This is a genomic window from Pedobacter gandavensis (genome assembly GCF_032678465.1).
Lineage (GTDB): Bacteria > Bacteroidota > Bacteroidia > Sphingobacteriales > Sphingobacteriaceae > Pedobacter > Pedobacter gandavensis_B.
Window position 1 is genome coordinate 243,947 of record NZ_JAVTSK010000003.1, and the last position, 18,276, is coordinate 262,222.

The 18,276-nt window shown below is 40.6% G+C and carries 10 protein-coding genes; 5 read left to right on the forward strand and 5 right to left on the reverse strand.

Features of this window, described 5'->3' with window-relative positions:
- Nucleotides 1–8 precede the first annotated feature (8 nt).
- The 3 genes from R2Q94_RS07205 to R2Q94_RS07215 all read right to left on the reverse strand — a co-directional run bounded on the left by R2Q94_RS07205 (nucleotide 9) and on the right by R2Q94_RS07215 (nucleotide 5,168).
- Nucleotides 9–3,329, reverse strand: a complete 3,321-nt coding sequence (locus R2Q94_RS07205) for a SusC/RagA family TonB-linked outer membrane protein (protein WP_316820773.1) — start codon at nucleotides 3,327–3,329, stop codon at nucleotides 9–11.
- A 97-nt stretch (nucleotides 3,330–3,426) separates the two neighbouring features.
- The gene (locus R2Q94_RS07210; protein ID WP_316820774.1) at nucleotides 3,427–4,476 is read right to left on the reverse strand and encodes a FecR family protein; all 1,050 of its coding nucleotides are present in this window, start codon (nucleotides 4,474–4,476) and stop codon (nucleotides 3,427–3,429) included.
- Between the two features lie 38 nt (nucleotides 4,477–4,514).
- Nucleotides 4,515–5,168 carry an RNA polymerase sigma-70 factor gene (locus tag R2Q94_RS07215; RefSeq protein ID WP_316820775.1) on the reverse strand — a complete coding sequence of 218 codons (654 nt, stop codon included), beginning with the start codon at nucleotides 5,166–5,168 and terminating at the stop codon, nucleotides 4,515–4,517.
- A gap of 173 nt (nucleotides 5,169–5,341) precedes the next feature.
- Between R2Q94_RS07215 and R2Q94_RS07220 the strand changes: the two genes are divergently transcribed.
- The 4 genes from R2Q94_RS07220 to R2Q94_RS07235 all read left to right on the forward strand — a co-directional run bounded on the left by R2Q94_RS07220 (nucleotide 5,342) and on the right by R2Q94_RS07235 (nucleotide 13,403).
- Nucleotides 5,342–8,428, forward strand: a complete 3,087-nt coding sequence (locus R2Q94_RS07220; RefSeq protein WP_316820776.1) for a SusC/RagA family TonB-linked outer membrane protein — start codon at nucleotides 5,342–5,344, stop codon at nucleotides 8,426–8,428.
- Nucleotides 8,429–8,449: 21 nt separating this feature from the next.
- Nucleotides 8,450–10,057 carry a RagB/SusD family nutrient uptake outer membrane protein gene (locus R2Q94_RS07225; protein WP_316820777.1) on the forward strand — a complete coding sequence of 536 codons (1,608 nt, stop codon included), beginning with the start codon at nucleotides 8,450–8,452 and terminating at the stop codon, nucleotides 10,055–10,057.
- 111 nt (nucleotides 10,058–10,168) lie between these two features.
- The gene (locus R2Q94_RS07230; protein WP_316820778.1) at nucleotides 10,169–12,391 is read left to right on the forward strand and encodes a GH92 family glycosyl hydrolase; all 2,223 of its coding nucleotides are present in this window, start codon (nucleotides 10,169–10,171) and stop codon (nucleotides 12,389–12,391) included.
- Nucleotides 12,392–12,437: 46 nt separating this feature from the next.
- Nucleotides 12,438–13,403, forward strand: coding sequence for a glycosyl hydrolase family 18 protein (locus tag R2Q94_RS07235; RefSeq protein WP_316820779.1), 966 nt, complete (start codon nucleotides 12,438–12,440; stop codon nucleotides 13,401–13,403).
- A 77-nt stretch (nucleotides 13,404–13,480) separates the two neighbouring features.
- Here R2Q94_RS07235 and R2Q94_RS07240 read toward each other — a convergent pair whose 3' ends face one another.
- On the reverse strand, nucleotides 13,481–16,570 hold the full coding sequence (locus R2Q94_RS07240; RefSeq protein ID WP_316820780.1) for an AsmA family protein: 3,090 nt from the start codon (nucleotides 16,568–16,570) through the stop codon (nucleotides 13,481–13,483).
- A gap of 204 nt (nucleotides 16,571–16,774) precedes the next feature.
- Between R2Q94_RS07240 and R2Q94_RS07245 the strand changes: the two genes are divergently transcribed.
- Nucleotides 16,775–17,236, forward strand: a complete 462-nt coding sequence (locus tag R2Q94_RS07245; protein WP_316820781.1) for a tetratricopeptide repeat protein — start codon at nucleotides 16,775–16,777, stop codon at nucleotides 17,234–17,236.
- 58 nt (nucleotides 17,237–17,294) lie between these two features.
- On the opposite strand, the gene R2Q94_RS07250 is transcribed toward R2Q94_RS07245, so the two are convergent.
- Entirely contained in the window at nucleotides 17,295–18,242 is a 948-nt protein-coding gene (locus tag R2Q94_RS07250; RefSeq protein WP_316820782.1) for a lysophospholipid acyltransferase family protein, read from the reverse strand.
- Nucleotides 18,243–18,276 lie beyond the last annotated feature (34 nt).

Below are 18,276 nucleotides of genomic sequence, written 5' to 3' on the forward strand. Positions count from 1 at the left end.
GGGAGTCATTACCTCAGTTTAAAATTCAGGTTGATACCAAGTGTTCTGGTTGCGGGTAAAGAAGCACCCTCAATTCCTGCATAGCTTAAACTGGAAGAAAACTCCGATTCAGGATCTATATTTTTTGTGTATTTCAGTAAAGTCCATAAGTTTCTTCCCACCAGGTCAATGCTGATATTGCTGAAAGGACTATTTCTTAGGCTGCGTTGGGGAAGCTGGTAGCCAAATATCAACTGTCTGAATTTGATGAAACTTCCGTTTAGTACAGATAGTGCAGAGATATTGGTGGCCAGTTGCGGGTAGTAGTTGTAAGCTGGAACATTGATGGTATTGCGGGAGCCATCCTCCTGAACACCTTCAGCAATCACCCCATTTTCTCTTCCCGGAAGTGTGGCTTTATGGAATCCTGAGACATAAGCATAGTTTTCCGTAGCGGACAAGATTTTCTGGCCAAATTTAAAGTCGATCAGGAAAGAAAGGCTAAAGTTTTTATAGGCAAAGCTATTGGTTAATCCACCATAAAATGTAGGTAGTGTGCTGCCCATAGGTTTTAACTCCCCTCGCTTTGGGATGCCATCTGAACCGATAATAACTTTCCCATCCGCATTTCTTAAGTAATCGTAAGCCATAATTTGTGTGATGGATTTGCCAACAACCATAGCCGTATTCGCATTGAGGGGGCGGTAAGTTCCAGTTAAGGAATATTGACTGCTGCCATCGATAGAAAGCAATCTATTGTAGATATGACTAAAATTGAAGCCGCTTTTCCAGTTGAACCATTCTGATCGGATGGGAAGCCCCTGGATGTTGATTTCTGTTCCGCTGTTCTGGGTTTTTCCAAGGTTTACATAAGCAGAAGTAAATCCAGTAGTAACCGATTGTGCGGCACTTACAATCTCGTTATGAGTAGTTCTATGAAACCAGGTCAGGTCCAGGTCCAATCTGTTGTTAAAGAATCGAAGGTTCAGTCCGGTTTCAAATTCATCCAAAGTAAAAGGCTTTAAACTATAGTTGGGAAGGCTTCTGAGGTAATTCCCCACCGGAATCCCATTGATCAGATTGTCGGTATTGTAATAAGTCTGGGTGGTATAAGGTTGGGCAGGTTCACCGCTCGTTTTGGCAAAGCTGGCTCTGATTTTTCCATAATTCAGGGATTTAGTAGGTAACAGGTCGGAGAAGATAAAACTTCCGGAGATGCCGGGGACAAAAATTCCTCTGTTATTACTGGGAAGGGTAGAATAGACATCATATCTACCGGTCGAAGAGAAATTCAGCAGTTTTTTATAATTCAGATCGAAGGTATAATAGGCGGATTGGGTGACTAATTTAGCCTGCGAATAGATGTCTTCTTTGGTAACCAGATTAGCGGGAGTATACAAGTAAGGGATGATGAATTGATTTCCACGGGCATCAGAAAGTTCTCCTTGTCTGTTTCGGTAATTGGCACCGATAGAAACATCCAGATTGAGGTCTTTGCTGATATTTCTGTTAGCGGCAAGTAAAAGGTCGCTATTCAGTTCGGAGATTTGTGTCCGTTTATAGGAATTCAATCCGCCCTGACCGTTGATGGAAAAGCCCGCGCCATATGGAATAATACTGATGATCTTATCGTTACTGATGTCGTAGCCAAATCTTCCCTGCAGGTATAACCAATCGCTGAATTTGTATTTAAGGGAGCTGGAACTGATGAAACGATGGCGGTTACTTAAATCCTGCTGTTTATTGAGCATGAAATAAGGATTGGTTTTATATTCATCATTATTCCAGCTGCTTTCCCTTCCGCTAACGGGGTCAAATCCTGGAGCAAGGGCGATCTGGTTGACTGAACTGGCTAGGCTGGCGATCCCATAATTAGGATTCAATGTACCATCACTGAGATAAGACCTGTTTTTGTTTTGCTCGTAAATATAGTTGCCGCTGAACGCGATACTGAGCTGTTTACTCAGTTCGTAAGTGGTGTATAAATTGATCGTTTTCCGGTTGAGTTTTCCATTTTTCAGGATGGCCTGATGATCCAGATTGGCTGCGGATAGTCTGAACATACTCTTTTCATTTCCTCCGCTAAAAGAAATGGTATTGGTAAAGGCTGTAGCTTTCCGGTAAAAAGTCTGAATGTTGTCTTTTACCGGACTATAGGGATAAATTTTTCCATCAAATTGCAGGAAGGGTTGGCCGTCCATTTTTTCGCCCCAACTTGAAGCACCAGAGGCAATGGCTGAGGAGAGGTTTGTTGGCCGGCGGTTTTGCGTCCCTTGTCCGTATATATATTGAAAATTTGTGTTGTTGATCGGGGTATCAAAAGAAAGATTACTGTTGTATTCAATCGCGGTATCATTTTTTGTCCCGCTTTTGATGGTGATGATGATCACACCGTTGGCTGCTCGTGCGCCATATAAGGCCGATGCAGCCGACCCTTTTAATACGGTGATGCGCTCTATATCATCTGGATTGATGTTGCTGATGCCATCCCCATAATCTGCCCCTCCATACTCGTTGGCACTTCCTCTCTGGGTATTGTCTATTGGAACTCCATTGACTACAAATAAAGGGCTGCCGGCATTCATACTCGCTGCACCCCTCAGCAAAATTTTAGCCGAGGAAGAAGCACCACCGTACACACTATTGATATTGAGTCCTGAAACTTGCCCTTCCAAAGCCAGTATGGCATTGGATGTTCTGGCTTTACTGATGGATTCCCCAGAAATTGTGGAAATGGAGTAACCGATTTTTCTTTCTTCTTTTTTAATGTCCAATGCGGTTACTACTACTTCTTCAAGTTCATTGGTTTTAGCCAGCATGGTAATGCTAAGGTAGTTTTCTTTTGGGACAGGCACTTCCATTTTTTGATAACCTACTTGCGAAAACTCCAGGATAGACTTCCTGAATACTGGAATAGAGAATTTCCCTTGCTCATCGGTCATACTGGAATTACTGCTCCCTTTAACTTTTACTGCAGTTCCGGCTAAAGGATGGCCGAATTCATTGTGCACTTTTCCATTGATCATCCTCAATTCCTGTTCTTCCTGAATTCTTCGAATCACAATCAGGTGGTTGGCTAAAAGCTGATAAGTATAATCGGATTGTGCCAGGACCTGATCTAGGACCTTTAATGCAGAAGTTTCCCTGACCCTAATGCTGATTTTTTTTAAGGGGATTTTACGCTCACTAAATACAAAATGATAGGAAGTTTGCTGTTCAATTTCAGTGATGATTTTCTTGAAATTTACCGATTTGAGGTCTAAATTAACATGATCTGATCGGACCTGTGCATCGCTGTCCATAGCGACAACCAATGTCAGGAAAAGGACAAACCACCCGGATAATTTCATGCTCAGTTTAATATTTGGTAATGCTGATTCCGACCCTATTTTCGTAAATCATGGAGAAGACCTGGAAAGGTCCCAGATTTATACTCTGGAGACCAAATTAGTAAATATAAATAGTTTTGTCTGCTATTTTATATTGAAAGGACTCAATCAGTTGCAAGGCCTTCAGGGCCTCATTCAGGTTTTCCTTTTCAAAAAGACCAGTAAACTTTACATTTCTCAACTTTTCATTTTTGAAGATGATTTTAATGCCATACCATCTGGATAGATTGTTGGCTAGTACTTCAAAAGGTTCTTCGTTAAAGATCAGCTTATGGTTCAACCAGGAGGTTTCCATAAATGCGGTAGCCGGGTTTTCTCCTTCGGCCAATAAGTTTAGTGTGCTGACGTGGTAAGCCATCGTATCCGCTCCTGAACTGAACTTGTTTTGAAGGCTGAATTTCTCTTTCGGTTTCAACAGAATCAGCTGTTTATTTCCTTTCAGTTGGATCTGAATGGCACCGGTGATCAGGCTTGTGGTATAATCACGGTCGTTTTGATAAGCTTTTACATCGAAAGAAGTTCCCAATACTTTAATACTCATTTTATCTGTATGGATCACAAAAGGATGTGAGGCATCTTTTTTGACCTCAAAAAATGCTTCCCCGCTAAGGTATACCTCTCTGGAATCTCCTTTAAATTCAGCAGGGTATTTCAGTTGCGTTTCAGAGTTTAAAGTAACCGTAGTCCCGTCAGCAAGTACGAGTTTTTGGGTCAGTCGACTAGGGGTGTTCAGTGTTTTCCAATTCTGGGCAATCAATGCAGGTACTGGTTTGCTTTTGATAAAGAACTGATAAATGGCAAAGGAACAAATCCCAATCATTAAAACCGCTGCAATTTTAAACCAGGTTCTGAAACCCGGACCTTCATGGATACTTTCCAGAACTACACTTTCCGGGACTTCAATTTTTCCTTTGATCCGCTCAAAAAGTCCTCCCATTTCTTCTTGCGTTCCCAAAGTCTCCTCTTCAAAATAACCTTTTAAGGATTCATATTCTTGCCGATATGAGGCATTACCTTCCAGCAAAGACATAAATTCTTTATGTTCCTCGACTGAAATTTCATCTGCCAGCTTCTTACTCAGCAATTCTGTAAATCTTTGATCGTTCATTTTCTTTTAGGGTGTTATTAATAAGGTTCCCATAATTTCTAAAATTGCCTACAAAAGATTAAAATATAATTGGTTAGACTTAATATAAGGATCAAACTTAAGGCATTGTCATGGAAAGAGCTTTTATGGTCTGTTTCACGATAAGCGCTCAGCACAATTCTTAGCTTGGCAATGGCTCTGAAAAGTTGTGTTTGCACTGTCCTTGGAGAAATCTCCAGAATTTCCGCCACCTCCTTGTATTTCATTCCATTTTCCTTGATCAATTTGAAAACCAATCTTGCCTGATGAGGAAGGGTGTCAATCGCCTGGTCCAGTCTTAGCTGTAACTCTTTTCTTTCCAGTTCTTTTTGAGGGTTATGATCAGCTACAAATAACTGGTCGTGTTGATCTTCTATTTCCACCAGATGCATTTGATTATGCTTTCTTAAATGTTTTAAGCTCTGATTTCTGATGGCGGCAAACAAATAGGTTTCCGGGTTCATTACATGCAGATTTGCTTTTCTATTTTCCCAGCATTTCACAAATATTTCAGAAACAATTTCCTCCGCAACCTCTTTGCTGGAAACATAGTAAATAGAAAACTTGAGTAATCTGGCGCCAAGTAAATGGTAGATGGCCTCGAAAGATGCAAGGTCATCTTCGGTACAAATCTTTGTCCACAGACTGAATAAGTCAGGCTTTACGATTTTCAATGGCTTTTGGTTAGCATGAATTAGTGCTGCAAGATAGGGATTAAAAATAATCTTCAAAATAAATGAAATTCTTGTAGGCAATTTATCTGGGGATTGGGTCTTTCCCTATATCGCCTTTATCATCCTAATGATAAAACGGTATAGCTAACCAAATAAAAAACTTAACCGTATCAATGGAAATGAGAAAACCATTACAACTGACGTGTTTATTACTTTACGCTTCTGCAAATTTGTTTGCAACTGTAAAGACCGACAAATTCAGGGCAATTTCTGCCCTCCGACCAGCTTCCTTAGAGAAGATGGACAACAAACCTTATTTTCTGGAAACCATTAAAGGAACTGTAAAGGACAATACAGGAGCCACTTTACCTGGTGTATCTGTAAAGGTGAAAAGCTCAGGACAGACTACACAAACCAACACTTCCGGACAATATAGTATCACTGCCAAACCAGGTGATGTGCTGATCTTTTCTTATGTGGGGTACCTGAGTAAGGAAGTGACGGTCTCTGCTCAGGGAACCGTAGATGTGGAGCTGACAGAAGATGCGAAAAACCTGGATGGAGTAGTGGTTACTGCACTAGGGATCAAGAAATCTACTAAATCTTTAACCTATAATGTACAAACGCTAGGTTCAAAAGAAGTCAATGAAGTAAAAGATCCAAGCTTTGTAAACAGTTTAACCGGTAAAGTATCAGGATTAACTTTAACCCACTCTTCTGCCCCTGGAGGATCCACTAAAGCAGTATTGAGAGGAAATAAATCCATCAGTGGAAACAATAACGCGCTATATGTGGTTGACGGGGTGCCATTGCCTAATTTAAGTGGACCAGGTACCACAGATGGTTTTCAAATTAGTGATGCCGGCGACGGGATCTCTAATTTAAATCCGGAAGATATCGAGGAGGTAAGTGTATTGAGTGGGGCTTCAGCATCAGCGCTGTATGGGGGACAAGCTTCAAATGGGGTGATCTTAATCACTACAAAAAAAGGTAAAGCGGGCAAAACCACAGTGAATTTTAATTCCAGCACTACTTTCGATAGTCCATTTTTGCTACCTAATACGCAAAATACCTATGGCACCCCTGCACCAGCAAAAGCTGGCGCGACACCTGCTTACAATGGTTGGGGCCCAAAAGCGGCAAATCCAGGAAGTTATACGCCAGATGATTTCTTCCAAACCGGGAAAACGTTCACCAATGCACTTTCCATTTCCGGAGGCACAGAGAAAAACCAAAGTTTTTTTTCTGCTGCAGCTACCAATGCTGAAGGGATCATTCCGAACAATAAGCTGGATCGTTATAACTTCTCTTTTAGAAATACTTCCTCTTATTTCGACAATAAGCTGAATCTTGATGCCAGAGCAGAATATATTTATCAGAAAATGCAGAACATGCCCGGACAGGGTCAATATTACAACCCCCTAACCGCAGTTTATTTGTTTCCTGGTGCTTCCGAAGATTTCAATCAGGTGAAAAATTATGAAGTGTACGATCCCATCCGTAAGATCAATACACAAAACTGGCCATATGGTGATGCTGGAATCTCTATGCAAAATCCTTATTGGATCACCAACCGCAATCTTTTTGATGTGAAAAGAAGTAGGGTAGTAGGTTCATTCACAGCTAAATATAACTTTACAGACTTCCTGAATTTGCAAGGGCGTGTGAGAATGGATAGAAGTACTGATCAGGGCGATAATAAAGTATATGCAACTACTTTGCCTAATTTATCAGGAAACAGTTTAAATGGGAATTATACGCATATGGACAATTTAAACAGTCAGACTTATGCCGATTTATTATTGAACTTCAATAAAACTCTGGGCGAGTTTAGTCTGAATGCGACCGCTGGTGCCAGTATTCAGAACTTAACCACCAACGGTTTAACCATTGGAGGCCCATTGGATCCTTTCAAAGTGCCTAATTTTTTCAGTTTACTGAACGTAACTCAGGCCAATTTAAAGCCAGTTCCTAATGCTTACCGTGAACAAAATCAGGCTGTATTTATGACTGCAACACTAGGTTATAAAAATTACCTGTTCTTGGATGTAACCGGACGTAACGACTGGAATTCGACTTTGCCTAAACCTTTCTTCTATCCTTCAATAGGTTTAAGTGCTGTGGTAAGTGAAATGACTAAACTGCCTGAATTTATCTCTTTTGCAAAACTGAGACTTTCTTATGCGGAAGTAGGAAATGCGATTCCTCAGGCCTACGCTTATGCGACTAATCCTAGTTATCCAATCACAGGTGGTGCCATCGTTCCTTTTACCGGAAAACCATTCACTACCCTGAAACCAGAGCGTAGTAAATCCTTTGAGATTGGAACAGATCTGAGATTCCTGGATAACAAACTGAGCTTAAATGCAACTTATTACAAAACTCATACAGTGAACCAGTTTTTCCGTGTGACGGTTTCAGAGACCGTAGGCTATAAAACTTATGATTTGAATGCTGGTGATGTGCAAAATCAAGGTCTGGAAATGAGCCTTGGCTACCGTGCAGAATTTGGTGAGTTCAGCTGGACACCAAATATTAACTTCTCCTTCAATCGCAACAAAATCATTGAACTATACAGTTATAATGATCCTGCCACAGGTCAGTTCATTGATGTAAAAGAAGTGAAACTAGGTGGTTCCTCTGTGATCAGAAAAGGAGGGTCTTATGGTGAAATTCAGGTGAAGGATTTCCTTAAGGATGCCAATGGAGCACTTATTTTAGACAATAAAGGCCTGCCGCAATATTCAAGTGATTTCATTAACGGAGGGAATGTGAACCCAAGATATATGTTGAGTATGAACAATGGATTTAAGTTTAAAAACTTTAACCTGAACTTCCTGATCGACAGTAGAATTGGTGGTGAGGTCATCTCTAACACTGAAAAAACCTTAGATAAATTCGGAATGTCGCAGAGAACTGCCGATAGTCGTAATGCCGGTGGAATCATGGCCAATGGTGTAGATGTAACCCAGGATTATTACGCTAGGATCTCTTCTGAACTCACTCCTTATGTTTATAGTGCCACTAACGTCCGCCTGCGCGAACTTTCTCTCGGATATACCATCCCGGCTAAAGTATTTAACAATAAGATTCAAAAGATACAGTTCTCTGTGATCGGCCGAAATCTTTGGATGATTTACAAGAAAGCACCATTTGATCCCGATGTGATCACCCTAACCGGGAATGCCTACCAAGGCTTCGACGATTTCGCAATGCCAAGTTTAAGAAGCATTGGTTTCAACGTTAATTTCACCTTTTAAGCACTAAGATTTCTGATATATATGAAAACCTTAATTAAAAAAACCAGACTGGGCGCCTTAATGGCCTTAACCTTTGTCATGGCTCAAACCTCCTGCACAAAAAAATACGACGAATATAATACCAACCCAAATGGATTGACTGATGAAGATTTGCAAAAGGATAATATTTCTGCAGGAATCTTTCTTCCGGAAATGCAGGTCAATGTCTTTTACTGTAAAACCAATGATGATTATATCTATCAGCTTCAGCAGAACCTGAACGCCGATATTTTTTCTGGGTATTTTGCCCCTCCGGGCGATTTTGGTGGACCAAATAACTCTACCTATTTTATGAAAACCGGATGGAATTTATGGCCTTTTAAAGTGGGCTATAGTGGTATTATGAACAGCTGGAGAGAGGTGCACAAGCGGGCTACTGCGAATCCTCAATTCATCGCAGTTGCGGATATTTTGAAAGTAGAAGGTATGCACCGTGTAACAGATGTGTACGGTCCAATTCCGTATACCAGGTTTGGAACAGGGGTATTGAGTACGCCTTATGATGATCAGAAAACAGTATACACAACCTTCTTTAGCGAACTCGATGGGGCCATAAAAGTACTTTCAGAGTTTCTTGCCAAAAATCCGACAGACAATTCCTTAAGCCGCTTTGATTTGGTATACGATGGAAATATCAGACAGTGGCTTAAATTTGCCAATTCCCTGAAATTACGATTGGCCATTCGTATCTCTTATGCAGATCCTGCACTGGCAAAAACCAAGGCTGAAGAGGCTGTGAATGATCCTAATGGATTAATGCTTGGTAATTCAGACAATGCTTTGGTGACAGCCGGTAAAGGTGTACCTACCAGAAATGGTCTTTGGGTAGATGACATTTCTTATAATGATACCCGAATGAATGCTTCCGCAGAGTCTATTCTGAAAGGTTTTTCTGATCCCCGTTTAAGCAAATATTATAACCTTTCTACAGTTGTTCCCGGAGATTATAAAGGGGTTCGTAGTGGAATCGCTTTTAGTGGTAAACCAGATGCTTACCTTAAATCTTCTTCTTCGAGTTTAAAAGAAAGTACTCCGGTGCAGTATATGTGTGCGGCTGAGGTGTCCTTCCTTCGCGCTGAAGGCGCATTAAAAGGATGGAATATGGGAGGAACTCCACAATCTTTCTATGAGCAAGGTGTGAAGCTTTCTTTTGAACAGGTGAACGCGAGTGGATTAGATGTTTATCTGGCAAATAATACCGGAACCATGGCGGCATATACTGACCCGATTAATCCTGCTAATAATGTGGCAGCGAATTCACCATTACTGAGTAAAATTACTGTGAAATGGGAAGAGGCAGCTACTCAGGAGCAGAAATTGGAACGTATCATTACCCAGAAATGGATCGCTGTATTCCCGGATGGACAGGAAGCCTGGTCGGAATTCAGACGTACCGGTTATCCTAAAATCTTCCCGGTGGTGACCAATCAAAGTGGCGGAACGATCGATACCGATAAGCAAATCCGCAGGTTGCCTTTCTCTGACGATGAGTATAAAAACAACCTTGCAGAGGTCACTAAAGCCGTTGCCTTGCTAGGTGGTGGTGCCGATAATGGTGGTACGAAGTTATGGTGGGATAAGAAAAACTAAGTTGTTTGTCTTGCGGCAGCAATATCTGAGCAGGATCAGTTGTTCCGGTAGCTGCTGCAGGACAAATATTTGTAACTTCGGCGCCAATATTAACTAAATACTATAGAATTGATGAAGCGTAAATACCTTTTATTTTTGGGCATCCTGCTTTCTGTGGAGCAGGTTCTTGCTCAAACCGGACTCACAAAATATGTGGATCCACATATTGGCTCGGCGGCTCATGGCCATGTGTTTGTTGGTGCTAACGTTCCTTTTGGAGCAGTTCAGTTGGGACCGACCAATGTTTTTGAAGGTTGGGATTGGTGTAGCGGTTATAATTATGCCAGTAATACCATTATTGGATTTTCTCACACCCATTTGAGTGGTACCGGAATCGGCGACCTGAATGATATTCTGGTAATGCCGGCAACAGGCCCCTCGCAACAAAATTACGTATCTACTTTCTCTCATGACCGTGAGGTTTCGAAAGCTGGATATTACAGTGTAATACTAGATAAATACAAGATTAAGGCAGAACTGACCAGTTCTGAAAGAGTAGGTTTCCACCAATATACTTTCGATAAGGCACAGGATCAACCCCATGTGATGATCGATCTGAAAGCAGGTGTAGGATGGGACAGCCCAGTAGAAACTTATGTAAAACAAATTGATGCAACTACATTGGTAGGTTACCGCCTTTCTAAAGGATGGGCCAACGACCAACGTCTGTATTTTGCAGTTAAAATTTCCCAACCTTTGAGCCACTTAGCTTTATCTGATAGCAGCAGCATGATGAAAAGCGATAAGGAATTGAAAGGTAAAGGAGTAAAGGCGGTCCTACATTTTGATGCCATCAATGCTGCGGTATTGAAACTTAAAGTTGGACTTTCTCCGGTAAGCTATGAAAATGCTTTGGCCAATATCAATGCCGAAATTCCAGGATGGGATTTCAATAAGGTACATCAGCAAGCCGATTCCAAATGGGAAAAGGAATTGTCAAAATTGAAAATTACGGCGGATGAGGATACCAAAAAGACCTTCTATACCGCTCTATATCATACTATGATTGCCCCATCAATTTTTGATGATGTCAATGGAGACTACAGAGGTACCGATAAAAAAGTCTACCATAAACCCGGATTTACCAATTATACCACATTTTCTCTTTGGGATACCTACCGCGCTTATCACCCCTTGTTTACTATTTTACACCAGGATAAAGTCTCAGATGTGATCAACTCATTTTTGGCCATTTATCAGCAACAAGGTAAACTTCCGGTATGGCATCTGATGGGCAATGAAACGAATACGATGATTGGGTACCATGCCGTTCCAATTATTGCAGATGCTTATTTGAAAGGCTTCAGAGGTTTTGACGTGAACCTTGCTTACGAAGCAATGAAACATTCTGCCATGCAAAAAGTAGAAGGTATTGAATATGCGCAGAAGCTGGAATATATCCCTTCCGATAAGGTGATTGAATCCGTAGCCAAAGGTTTGGAATATGCTATTGACGACTGGTGTATTGCTCAAATGGCAAAAGCACTGGGTAAAGAGGCAGATTATAAATACTTCTCTGAGCGTGGAAGATTGTACAGCAAGTACTTTGATAAGGACATCAACTTTATGCGCGGTAAACTGGCAAACGGTCAATGGCGTACACCATTTAATCCGGTTTCCTCGAAACACCGTGAAGATGATTATACCGAAGGAAATGCATGGCAATATACCTGGTTGGTTCCTCAGGATCCTGAAGGATTGATCGCTTTATTTGGTGGCGACCGTCCATTTACGAAGAAACTCGATACGCTATTTAGTATGAGTTCTGAGATGGGAGAAGGAAGTTCACCTGATATTACCGGGTTAATTGGTCAGTACGCTCAGGGAAATGAGCCGAACCATCATATCCCTTATTTGTATGCTTTCGCTGGTCAGCCCTGGAAAACCGCAGATCGTGTTCGTCAGATTACCGATTCTTTATACACCAATAAACCAGATGGTCTTTGCGGAAATGAAGATTTGGGTCAGATGTCGGCCTGGTACGTGTTTTCAGCAATGGGTTTCTATCCGGTGAATCCGGCCAACGGAACTTATGTATTCGGATCTCCATTGGTGAATGATGCAGTTATTGATCTGCCAGGAAACAAGAAGTTCCAGTTGAAAGCAATCAACAACAGCAAAATGAACAAGTATATCCAGAAAGCCATGTTAAATGGTAAACCTTATAAGAAATCTTATTTAGCACACAAGGACCTGGTTGCAGGTGGTACATTGATCCTTTATATGGGGAGCAAGCCTTCTAAAACATGGGGTGTAAACCCGGCAGACCGTCCTAAATCGATCACCTTAAAATAAATGCAATGTAATTAACCTATAAATTAATCCTATTAAACCAATGGTAATGAAAAATTTAAAAATGTGTTTAATTGTTGTGACCGGAATTAGTTTCGGTATGGCTTGTAAGAAGTCTGACGAGTCAAAGGGGATCCTGGGAACAGGAAAAAATGCAGTTCTGGCGACAGGAAGTTTAATTGATTACAAAAACAGTGTGCATCAGCTGTCAGTCGGTTATTACCGTACCTGGCGAGACAGTGTCACCGCAACCGGTAATACCACGAGTATGCGTCGATTGCCAGACAGTCTGGATATGGTCATGGTTTTTCCTGACTATACGCCACCTGAAAATGCTTACTGGAATGTATTGAAAACGAATTATGTTCCTTACTTACACACAAAAGGCACCAAAGTAATCATTACCATTGGAGATTTAGGATCGGCAACCACTACGGGAGCACAGGATTCTGCAGGTTATGCCTTATGGGCGAAATCCATCAATGATAAATGGATATTAGAGTACAATCTGGATGGGATCGATATTGATATAGAAAGTAACCCTACGGGGACTACGCTGACTAAAAAAGTTGCGGCAACCAAGGCTTTATCGAAGTACTTCGGGCCTAAATCCGGCACAGGCAAAAAGTTCATTTACGATACCAATCAGAACCCAACCAATTACTTTATACAAAGCTACAAATGTTTTGATTATACCTTTTTACAGGCTTATGGAAGAAGCACTTCGAACCTCACGAGTACTTTCAATTTGTATGCAACTTACATTACACCAGCTAAGTTCCTACCTGGATTTTCTTTCTACGAGGAGAATGGTTCGAACTGGGGTGATGTGGTATTTCCAGATCCTACTTTCCAGAGCAGGTGTTATAAATATGCGAACTGGCAGCCTTCTCAAGGGACCAAAGGTGGTTTGTTCTCTTATGCGATAGACCGTGATATTCCTTACATCACCAACAGTATTGTAGCACCAGATTATGCAATTACAAAACGCCTGATCAAATTGATGAATCCTTAGCCTATAAAGGTCTGTAAACAAAAACACCCTGTAGCTCTTGAATAAGCTACAGGGTGTTTTTTTATCAGGAAAGCTGATTATTCCGTTTCCTCCTCTGTTTCTTCAAGTTTGGCATCTTTATTTCTTTTAAGGGCCACTTTAGGATTATCCTGGGTACCTGTAATGCTCAAGGGAATACCGATCAATCCGAAAGGAGGTAAACCTAATCTGCCACTTAAGTTCAGGCGTCCATCGAAACTCACCTGACCTTCAAATCGTGGCCTGAATCCCGCTACACGCATTTTGAACCTTTCAATGGTAATGATGTTGTTTTTGATCCTGGATTTAATTTTGATCTCAGAAAGGTCAGGATTGCTTAAGCTATCACGTTTGGTGGCTTTTCCCACCGCATTCATCAGCTTAAAGCCACTCATGCTGATTTTCTTTACAGAGAGTTCGCCTCCACCTTTTAAAGTAGGGAAGACAGGGAACATGTCTTTGTTCAATTTTCCGGAAAGTTGGTAATCTAAACCAATCACACCTTTCATTTTACTTGCAGAACTTGCCATCTCACGGAATAATTTGATTTCTTTATAGGCTTTCGCAATATCGAATTCCTTGGCCGTCAGATGATAATCGAAAGTAGCTGACTTAGGGCTTAAACTTTTATAAGTCGCATTCATCACTACCGGCGCATCGATCATATTAAAGCTGGCTTGTTTTAAAGTCATCACGCCTTGGTTTAGTGCGAGTGTACCTTTTGCATCCTTAATTTTCAGGTCATTGTAATACACAGTTCCTGCATTTGCATTCAGTTCAACATTCAGGTTGCCTGGAATGATGATCACACCATTGCTGGCGATGGGTTTGCCTGTTGCTTCTACTGGAACACCATTATAAGCCATAAATTCATCGGCATACAAAGCTTTGGTATCCATGGTAAAACTTCCGGTTAAACTGGCCCTATCAGATAACATATAGTTGATGATATTACCCAGATGTCCTTTCATATTGATGTTAGACCGTCCATAGCTGGCCTGGAAGTTTTCAAACTTCATCTTGTCCTGTGCAAATGAGAATACACCGTTTTTAATCAGGAAAGTTTTTGGAAACATATCCGATTCCAGGTTGAGTGATTTTACCACCACTCGACCACGGTTATTCAATTTGCTGTAACGTCCATTCATTGCATCACTCTGTAATCCTTTAAATGAGACATTCGTGAAAATTGAACCTTTTACCTGATATCCTTTTACTGCAAATAGCTGGTACATTTTGCCTATATCGATACTACCTTTTGAACTGATATTGTAAGCCACATTATCAAAATTCTTAACATCTGCTTTCAACATAAAAGGCTGTCCTGCCATTTGGAAAGAGATCGGTTTGATGTTCAATTGAGTTCCTTTTAACTTGCCATCCTTATTCATCAATGCAGCATCAATCACAATTTGCTCTAAAGGCTGATCGAAATGTGCAGTTTTAATTCTGCCATTTGTCAGTTGAATAGCTGCCGTAGTTATCGGAAACAGCTTTTTAAGCTTGTTGTAGCCACCTTTACTTTGCAGGTCAAGTTGAAGCTTACCATCTAATTCCAGGTCTTTTAAAGGGTAGAAATTCTTGATTTCTGCAAAGTTGACCATCGATTTAAGCTGTACATCAACAGGCATGTTTTCTGCAGTTTGTAATTTTGCGGTACCTCGGATAAAACTACTTAAGGCCTGAATGTTTATGTCGCTGATTTCCAGTTTGGTGTTTTTATAATTCCCATCAGGGTTATTTCCATTGATATTGAAATTGATTTTATCAATCGCTGCGGGTAAAGACGCAAATTTGAAATAACCATTACTCACTTTAGAACTCAACCTGAATTTAGGAATGGTTGCGATTACTGTGTCTACTTTTCTGATGCCACTTCTCACTATTTTCTTGCTGTACTTACCATCCGCATGTAGGTCTAATTCGTAATGACCTTTGATCAGGTCTACACTGAAAATCTTAGCCCATTTCTCCATATCTATAGAAGCATGAGTTTTGATGTAGATTTCAGGACTCAGCAAACCATTGAGTTTAACTACAGAACTGACGCGATCCTTACCCATATTGAAATACAAACTGTCCATATTGATCACCAGGCTATCCATGTTTAAACTTGGCAATCTGGTTTGTAAGTTCAGGTATAATTTACTGATCGATTCCGGAGCTTTAGGATTGGAGATCTCCCCATCACGGACTTTCATGTTGAAAGTAGCAGTAGGCATGGTGTTGCTTTTGGCCAGATATTTCCCGATTAGGGAAGCCTCAATCTCTGCATAACCTTTGATATTGGTTTTTTCAACACGGTTAGCGATGGCAGCCGGCAATGCCGAAAATATGTTATGCAGGTCAGTTTCTTTTGCCTTGGTTTTAAAGTTGATATCATAACCATCTTTAATAAAGGAGAAACGGCCTACGAAATGAATAGGCAGGGAGTTGATTTGTAAATCATTCTCATCAAACATGAGATCTAATGAGTTGGTGTTGATTTTAGTCAATAGTTTCGCATTGATTTTTTTACCCAACAGGTAAGGAGATCCTGCATAAACCACATCTAAACTGTCTATGTTAGCCTGACTTTTCAAGTCGAAAATGGCCTGACTAAAATCACCCTGTCCGGAATAACTCAGTCCTTTCGCACGGATCAGCATCGGTACGGATTGATCGTCATAGCTCAGGTTACTTTTTTTTATGAAAATTCCTTCAATTTTGATGGCAGTATTGTTGCTTTCTGTAGTTTTCTGGGTAGAATCAGGTTTGCTTTCATACACATTGTAATTCGCATTCCCTTTTTCATCTACTTTCACGTTGATGTTGGCCTGATCAATGTATACCTGATCAATTTTGATCTGATCTGAAAAGATGGTACTTAAATCTACTCTGAAAGAGAGTTCTTTGGTCGACAATAACGTGTCCTGCTGAAAAGGTGCGGAACCTTTTAAAGTGAAATTATGTAGACTTAAAGTTAAGGATGGAAAATGTCTGATGAAGGATAAACTCGGATCATCAAAACTAACTTCTCCTTTGATATTTTTATTGACCCATTTTTCCACTGCCTCAGAGATGGTTTTAGGCATCAGGTAAGGCGTAATCAACAAGAGCAATACGATAGCGGAGATTGTGATCCCCGTAATTTTAAGAACTTTTTTCAAACTGGTGTGTATGTTAGTGTATTAAGCGCGCAAAGGTAATTCTTTATCGCTGAAAAAACATACGTTTAAAAGAGTAGTAATTAAGAATATTTCGCTGGGATTAATATGGGAAAATCTGCTGGAAGATGGTAATCCCCCAAAAAATACCGAATATTGTATTTGTAACGGACATGCGATGATGTCTGAAAATTTAAAAATAAGATTATGAGTGAAGAAGTAAAGGGTGCAGCACCTGAGCTTTCTACCGCAGTAGCGGATGAAATCCTAAAGCTTTCGGAAAGTGGAAACGATTATTTTGACGAGGATGATTTTGACAGTGCTATCGGTGTATGGGAAGAAGCTTTAGCTTTAATTCCTGAGCCTCAAAACGAATATATTCAAAGCGTTTGGTTAAATGCTTCTATTGGAGATGCGCATTTCCTTCAGGATGATTTCAAAACAGCATTGCCATTTTTTGAAACTGCCAAAAGCAATACAAGAGAAGATGTAGAAAGTAATCCTTTTGTAATGTTGCGTTTAGGTCAATGTTATCTTGAAAAAGGCGATAAAGAAAAAGCTAAAGAGTACCTTTTGAAAGCTTATGAATTGGAACCAGAAGACATCTTTTTTGGTGAAGAAATGAAGTATTATAACTTCCTAAAAGCCAATGCTGATTTAAAGGCCTAAGCCTAAAAATTCGGTATCCAACATTCCATTACAAATGACTCAAATCTCCCAATAGGTATTAAGCTGGTAGGGAAGTTTGGGTCATTTCAGGTTTGTGTTTCCACCTTTTATGACTCCATAGCCAATATGGAGGTGCTTCATTTAAGGTTTGTGCCAACTTATCAGCATAACTTTTCGTGATTTCTAAAGTCTCTGTTTGTTCAGGTCTCAAAGAAATCGGCATAAATTCGATTTCATAATAACCTTTTCCAATAGCTCTCATTTCCGCGTAAAAAACAGGGCGTTTTGTACGTTGAGCAATCTTTTCCACGCCCATGTGAAAGGAGGTGGGTTGATTCAGGAAATCCACCCAATAATGGGATTCATCTTTTGGCGGCGCCTGATCATTGGCAAAACAAAAGATTGAAGTTTCATTTTCACTATTCTTGATGGCCCTTAGGGTGTTCCTCATCGGAATCATGGTGTTGCCATACCTGTTGCGGGTCTGGTAAAACCATTTGTCGAACAAAGGGTTGCTCAAAGGTTTGTAGATGGTGTAAATATGCGCTTTAACATGTAAGGCCATGGCCAAAACCGACCATTCCCAGTTTCCATAATGCGGAGAACAGAGCAGGATGCTTTGCCCCTGATCCAGATGTTTGGTCACCAGTTCCAGGTTCTTGAATTTTACCCTTTCTTTCATCTCTTTTTCAGACATGGTGCGCATTTTGAAAATCTCTACCATAATCCTGGACAGGTGTTTATAATAGTCTTTTTCTATAGACTTCAGTTCCTGCGGACTTTTATCAGGATAGGCATTGCGCAGATTTTTTTGAACCACCGCTTTTCGGTAACCTACTAACCTGTAGATGATCAGGTAAAGAAAGTCTGAGCATATATAGAGCAGGGAAAATGGAAGCCTGGATAATGTATTCAGGAGAAAGATTCCGAATTTTGAGCTGAGTCGGGCAGCAGTGCTAATGGAGTCTTTGGCCCCATCCTGTGATTTACCTTGTTGTTGAATCATAAGCTGAATCTTTTGGCCAAGACATCATTATGGA

Excerpts from the sequence above, each read along its gene's own strand:
- R2Q94_RS07225 (WP_316820777.1), top strand. The coding sequence starts at position 8,450 with ATGAAAACCTTAATTAAAAAAACCAGACTGGGCGCCTTAATGGCCTTA.
- R2Q94_RS07210 (WP_316820774.1), bottom strand. The coding sequence starts at position 4,476 with ATGAACGATCAAAGATTTACAGAATTGCTGAGTAAGAAGCTGGCAGAT.
- R2Q94_RS07230 (WP_316820778.1), top strand. The coding sequence starts at position 10,169 with ATGAAGCGTAAATACCTTTTATTTTTGGGCATCCTGCTTTCTGTGGAG.
- R2Q94_RS07235 (WP_316820779.1), top strand. The coding sequence starts at position 12,438 with ATGAAAAATTTAAAAATGTGTTTAATTGTTGTGACCGGAATTAGTTTC.
- R2Q94_RS07220 (WP_316820776.1), top strand. The coding sequence starts at position 5,342 with ATGGAAATGAGAAAACCATTACAACTGACGTGTTTATTACTTTACGCT.
- R2Q94_RS07250 (WP_316820782.1), bottom strand. The coding sequence starts at position 18,242 with ATGATTCAACAACAAGGTAAATCACAGGATGGGGCCAAAGACTCCATT.
- R2Q94_RS07245 (WP_316820781.1), top strand. The coding sequence starts at position 16,775 with ATGAGTGAAGAAGTAAAGGGTGCAGCACCTGAGCTTTCTACCGCAGTA.
- R2Q94_RS07205 (WP_316820773.1), bottom strand. The coding sequence starts at position 3,329 with ATGAAATTATCCGGGTGGTTTGTCCTTTTCCTGACATTGGTTGTCGCT.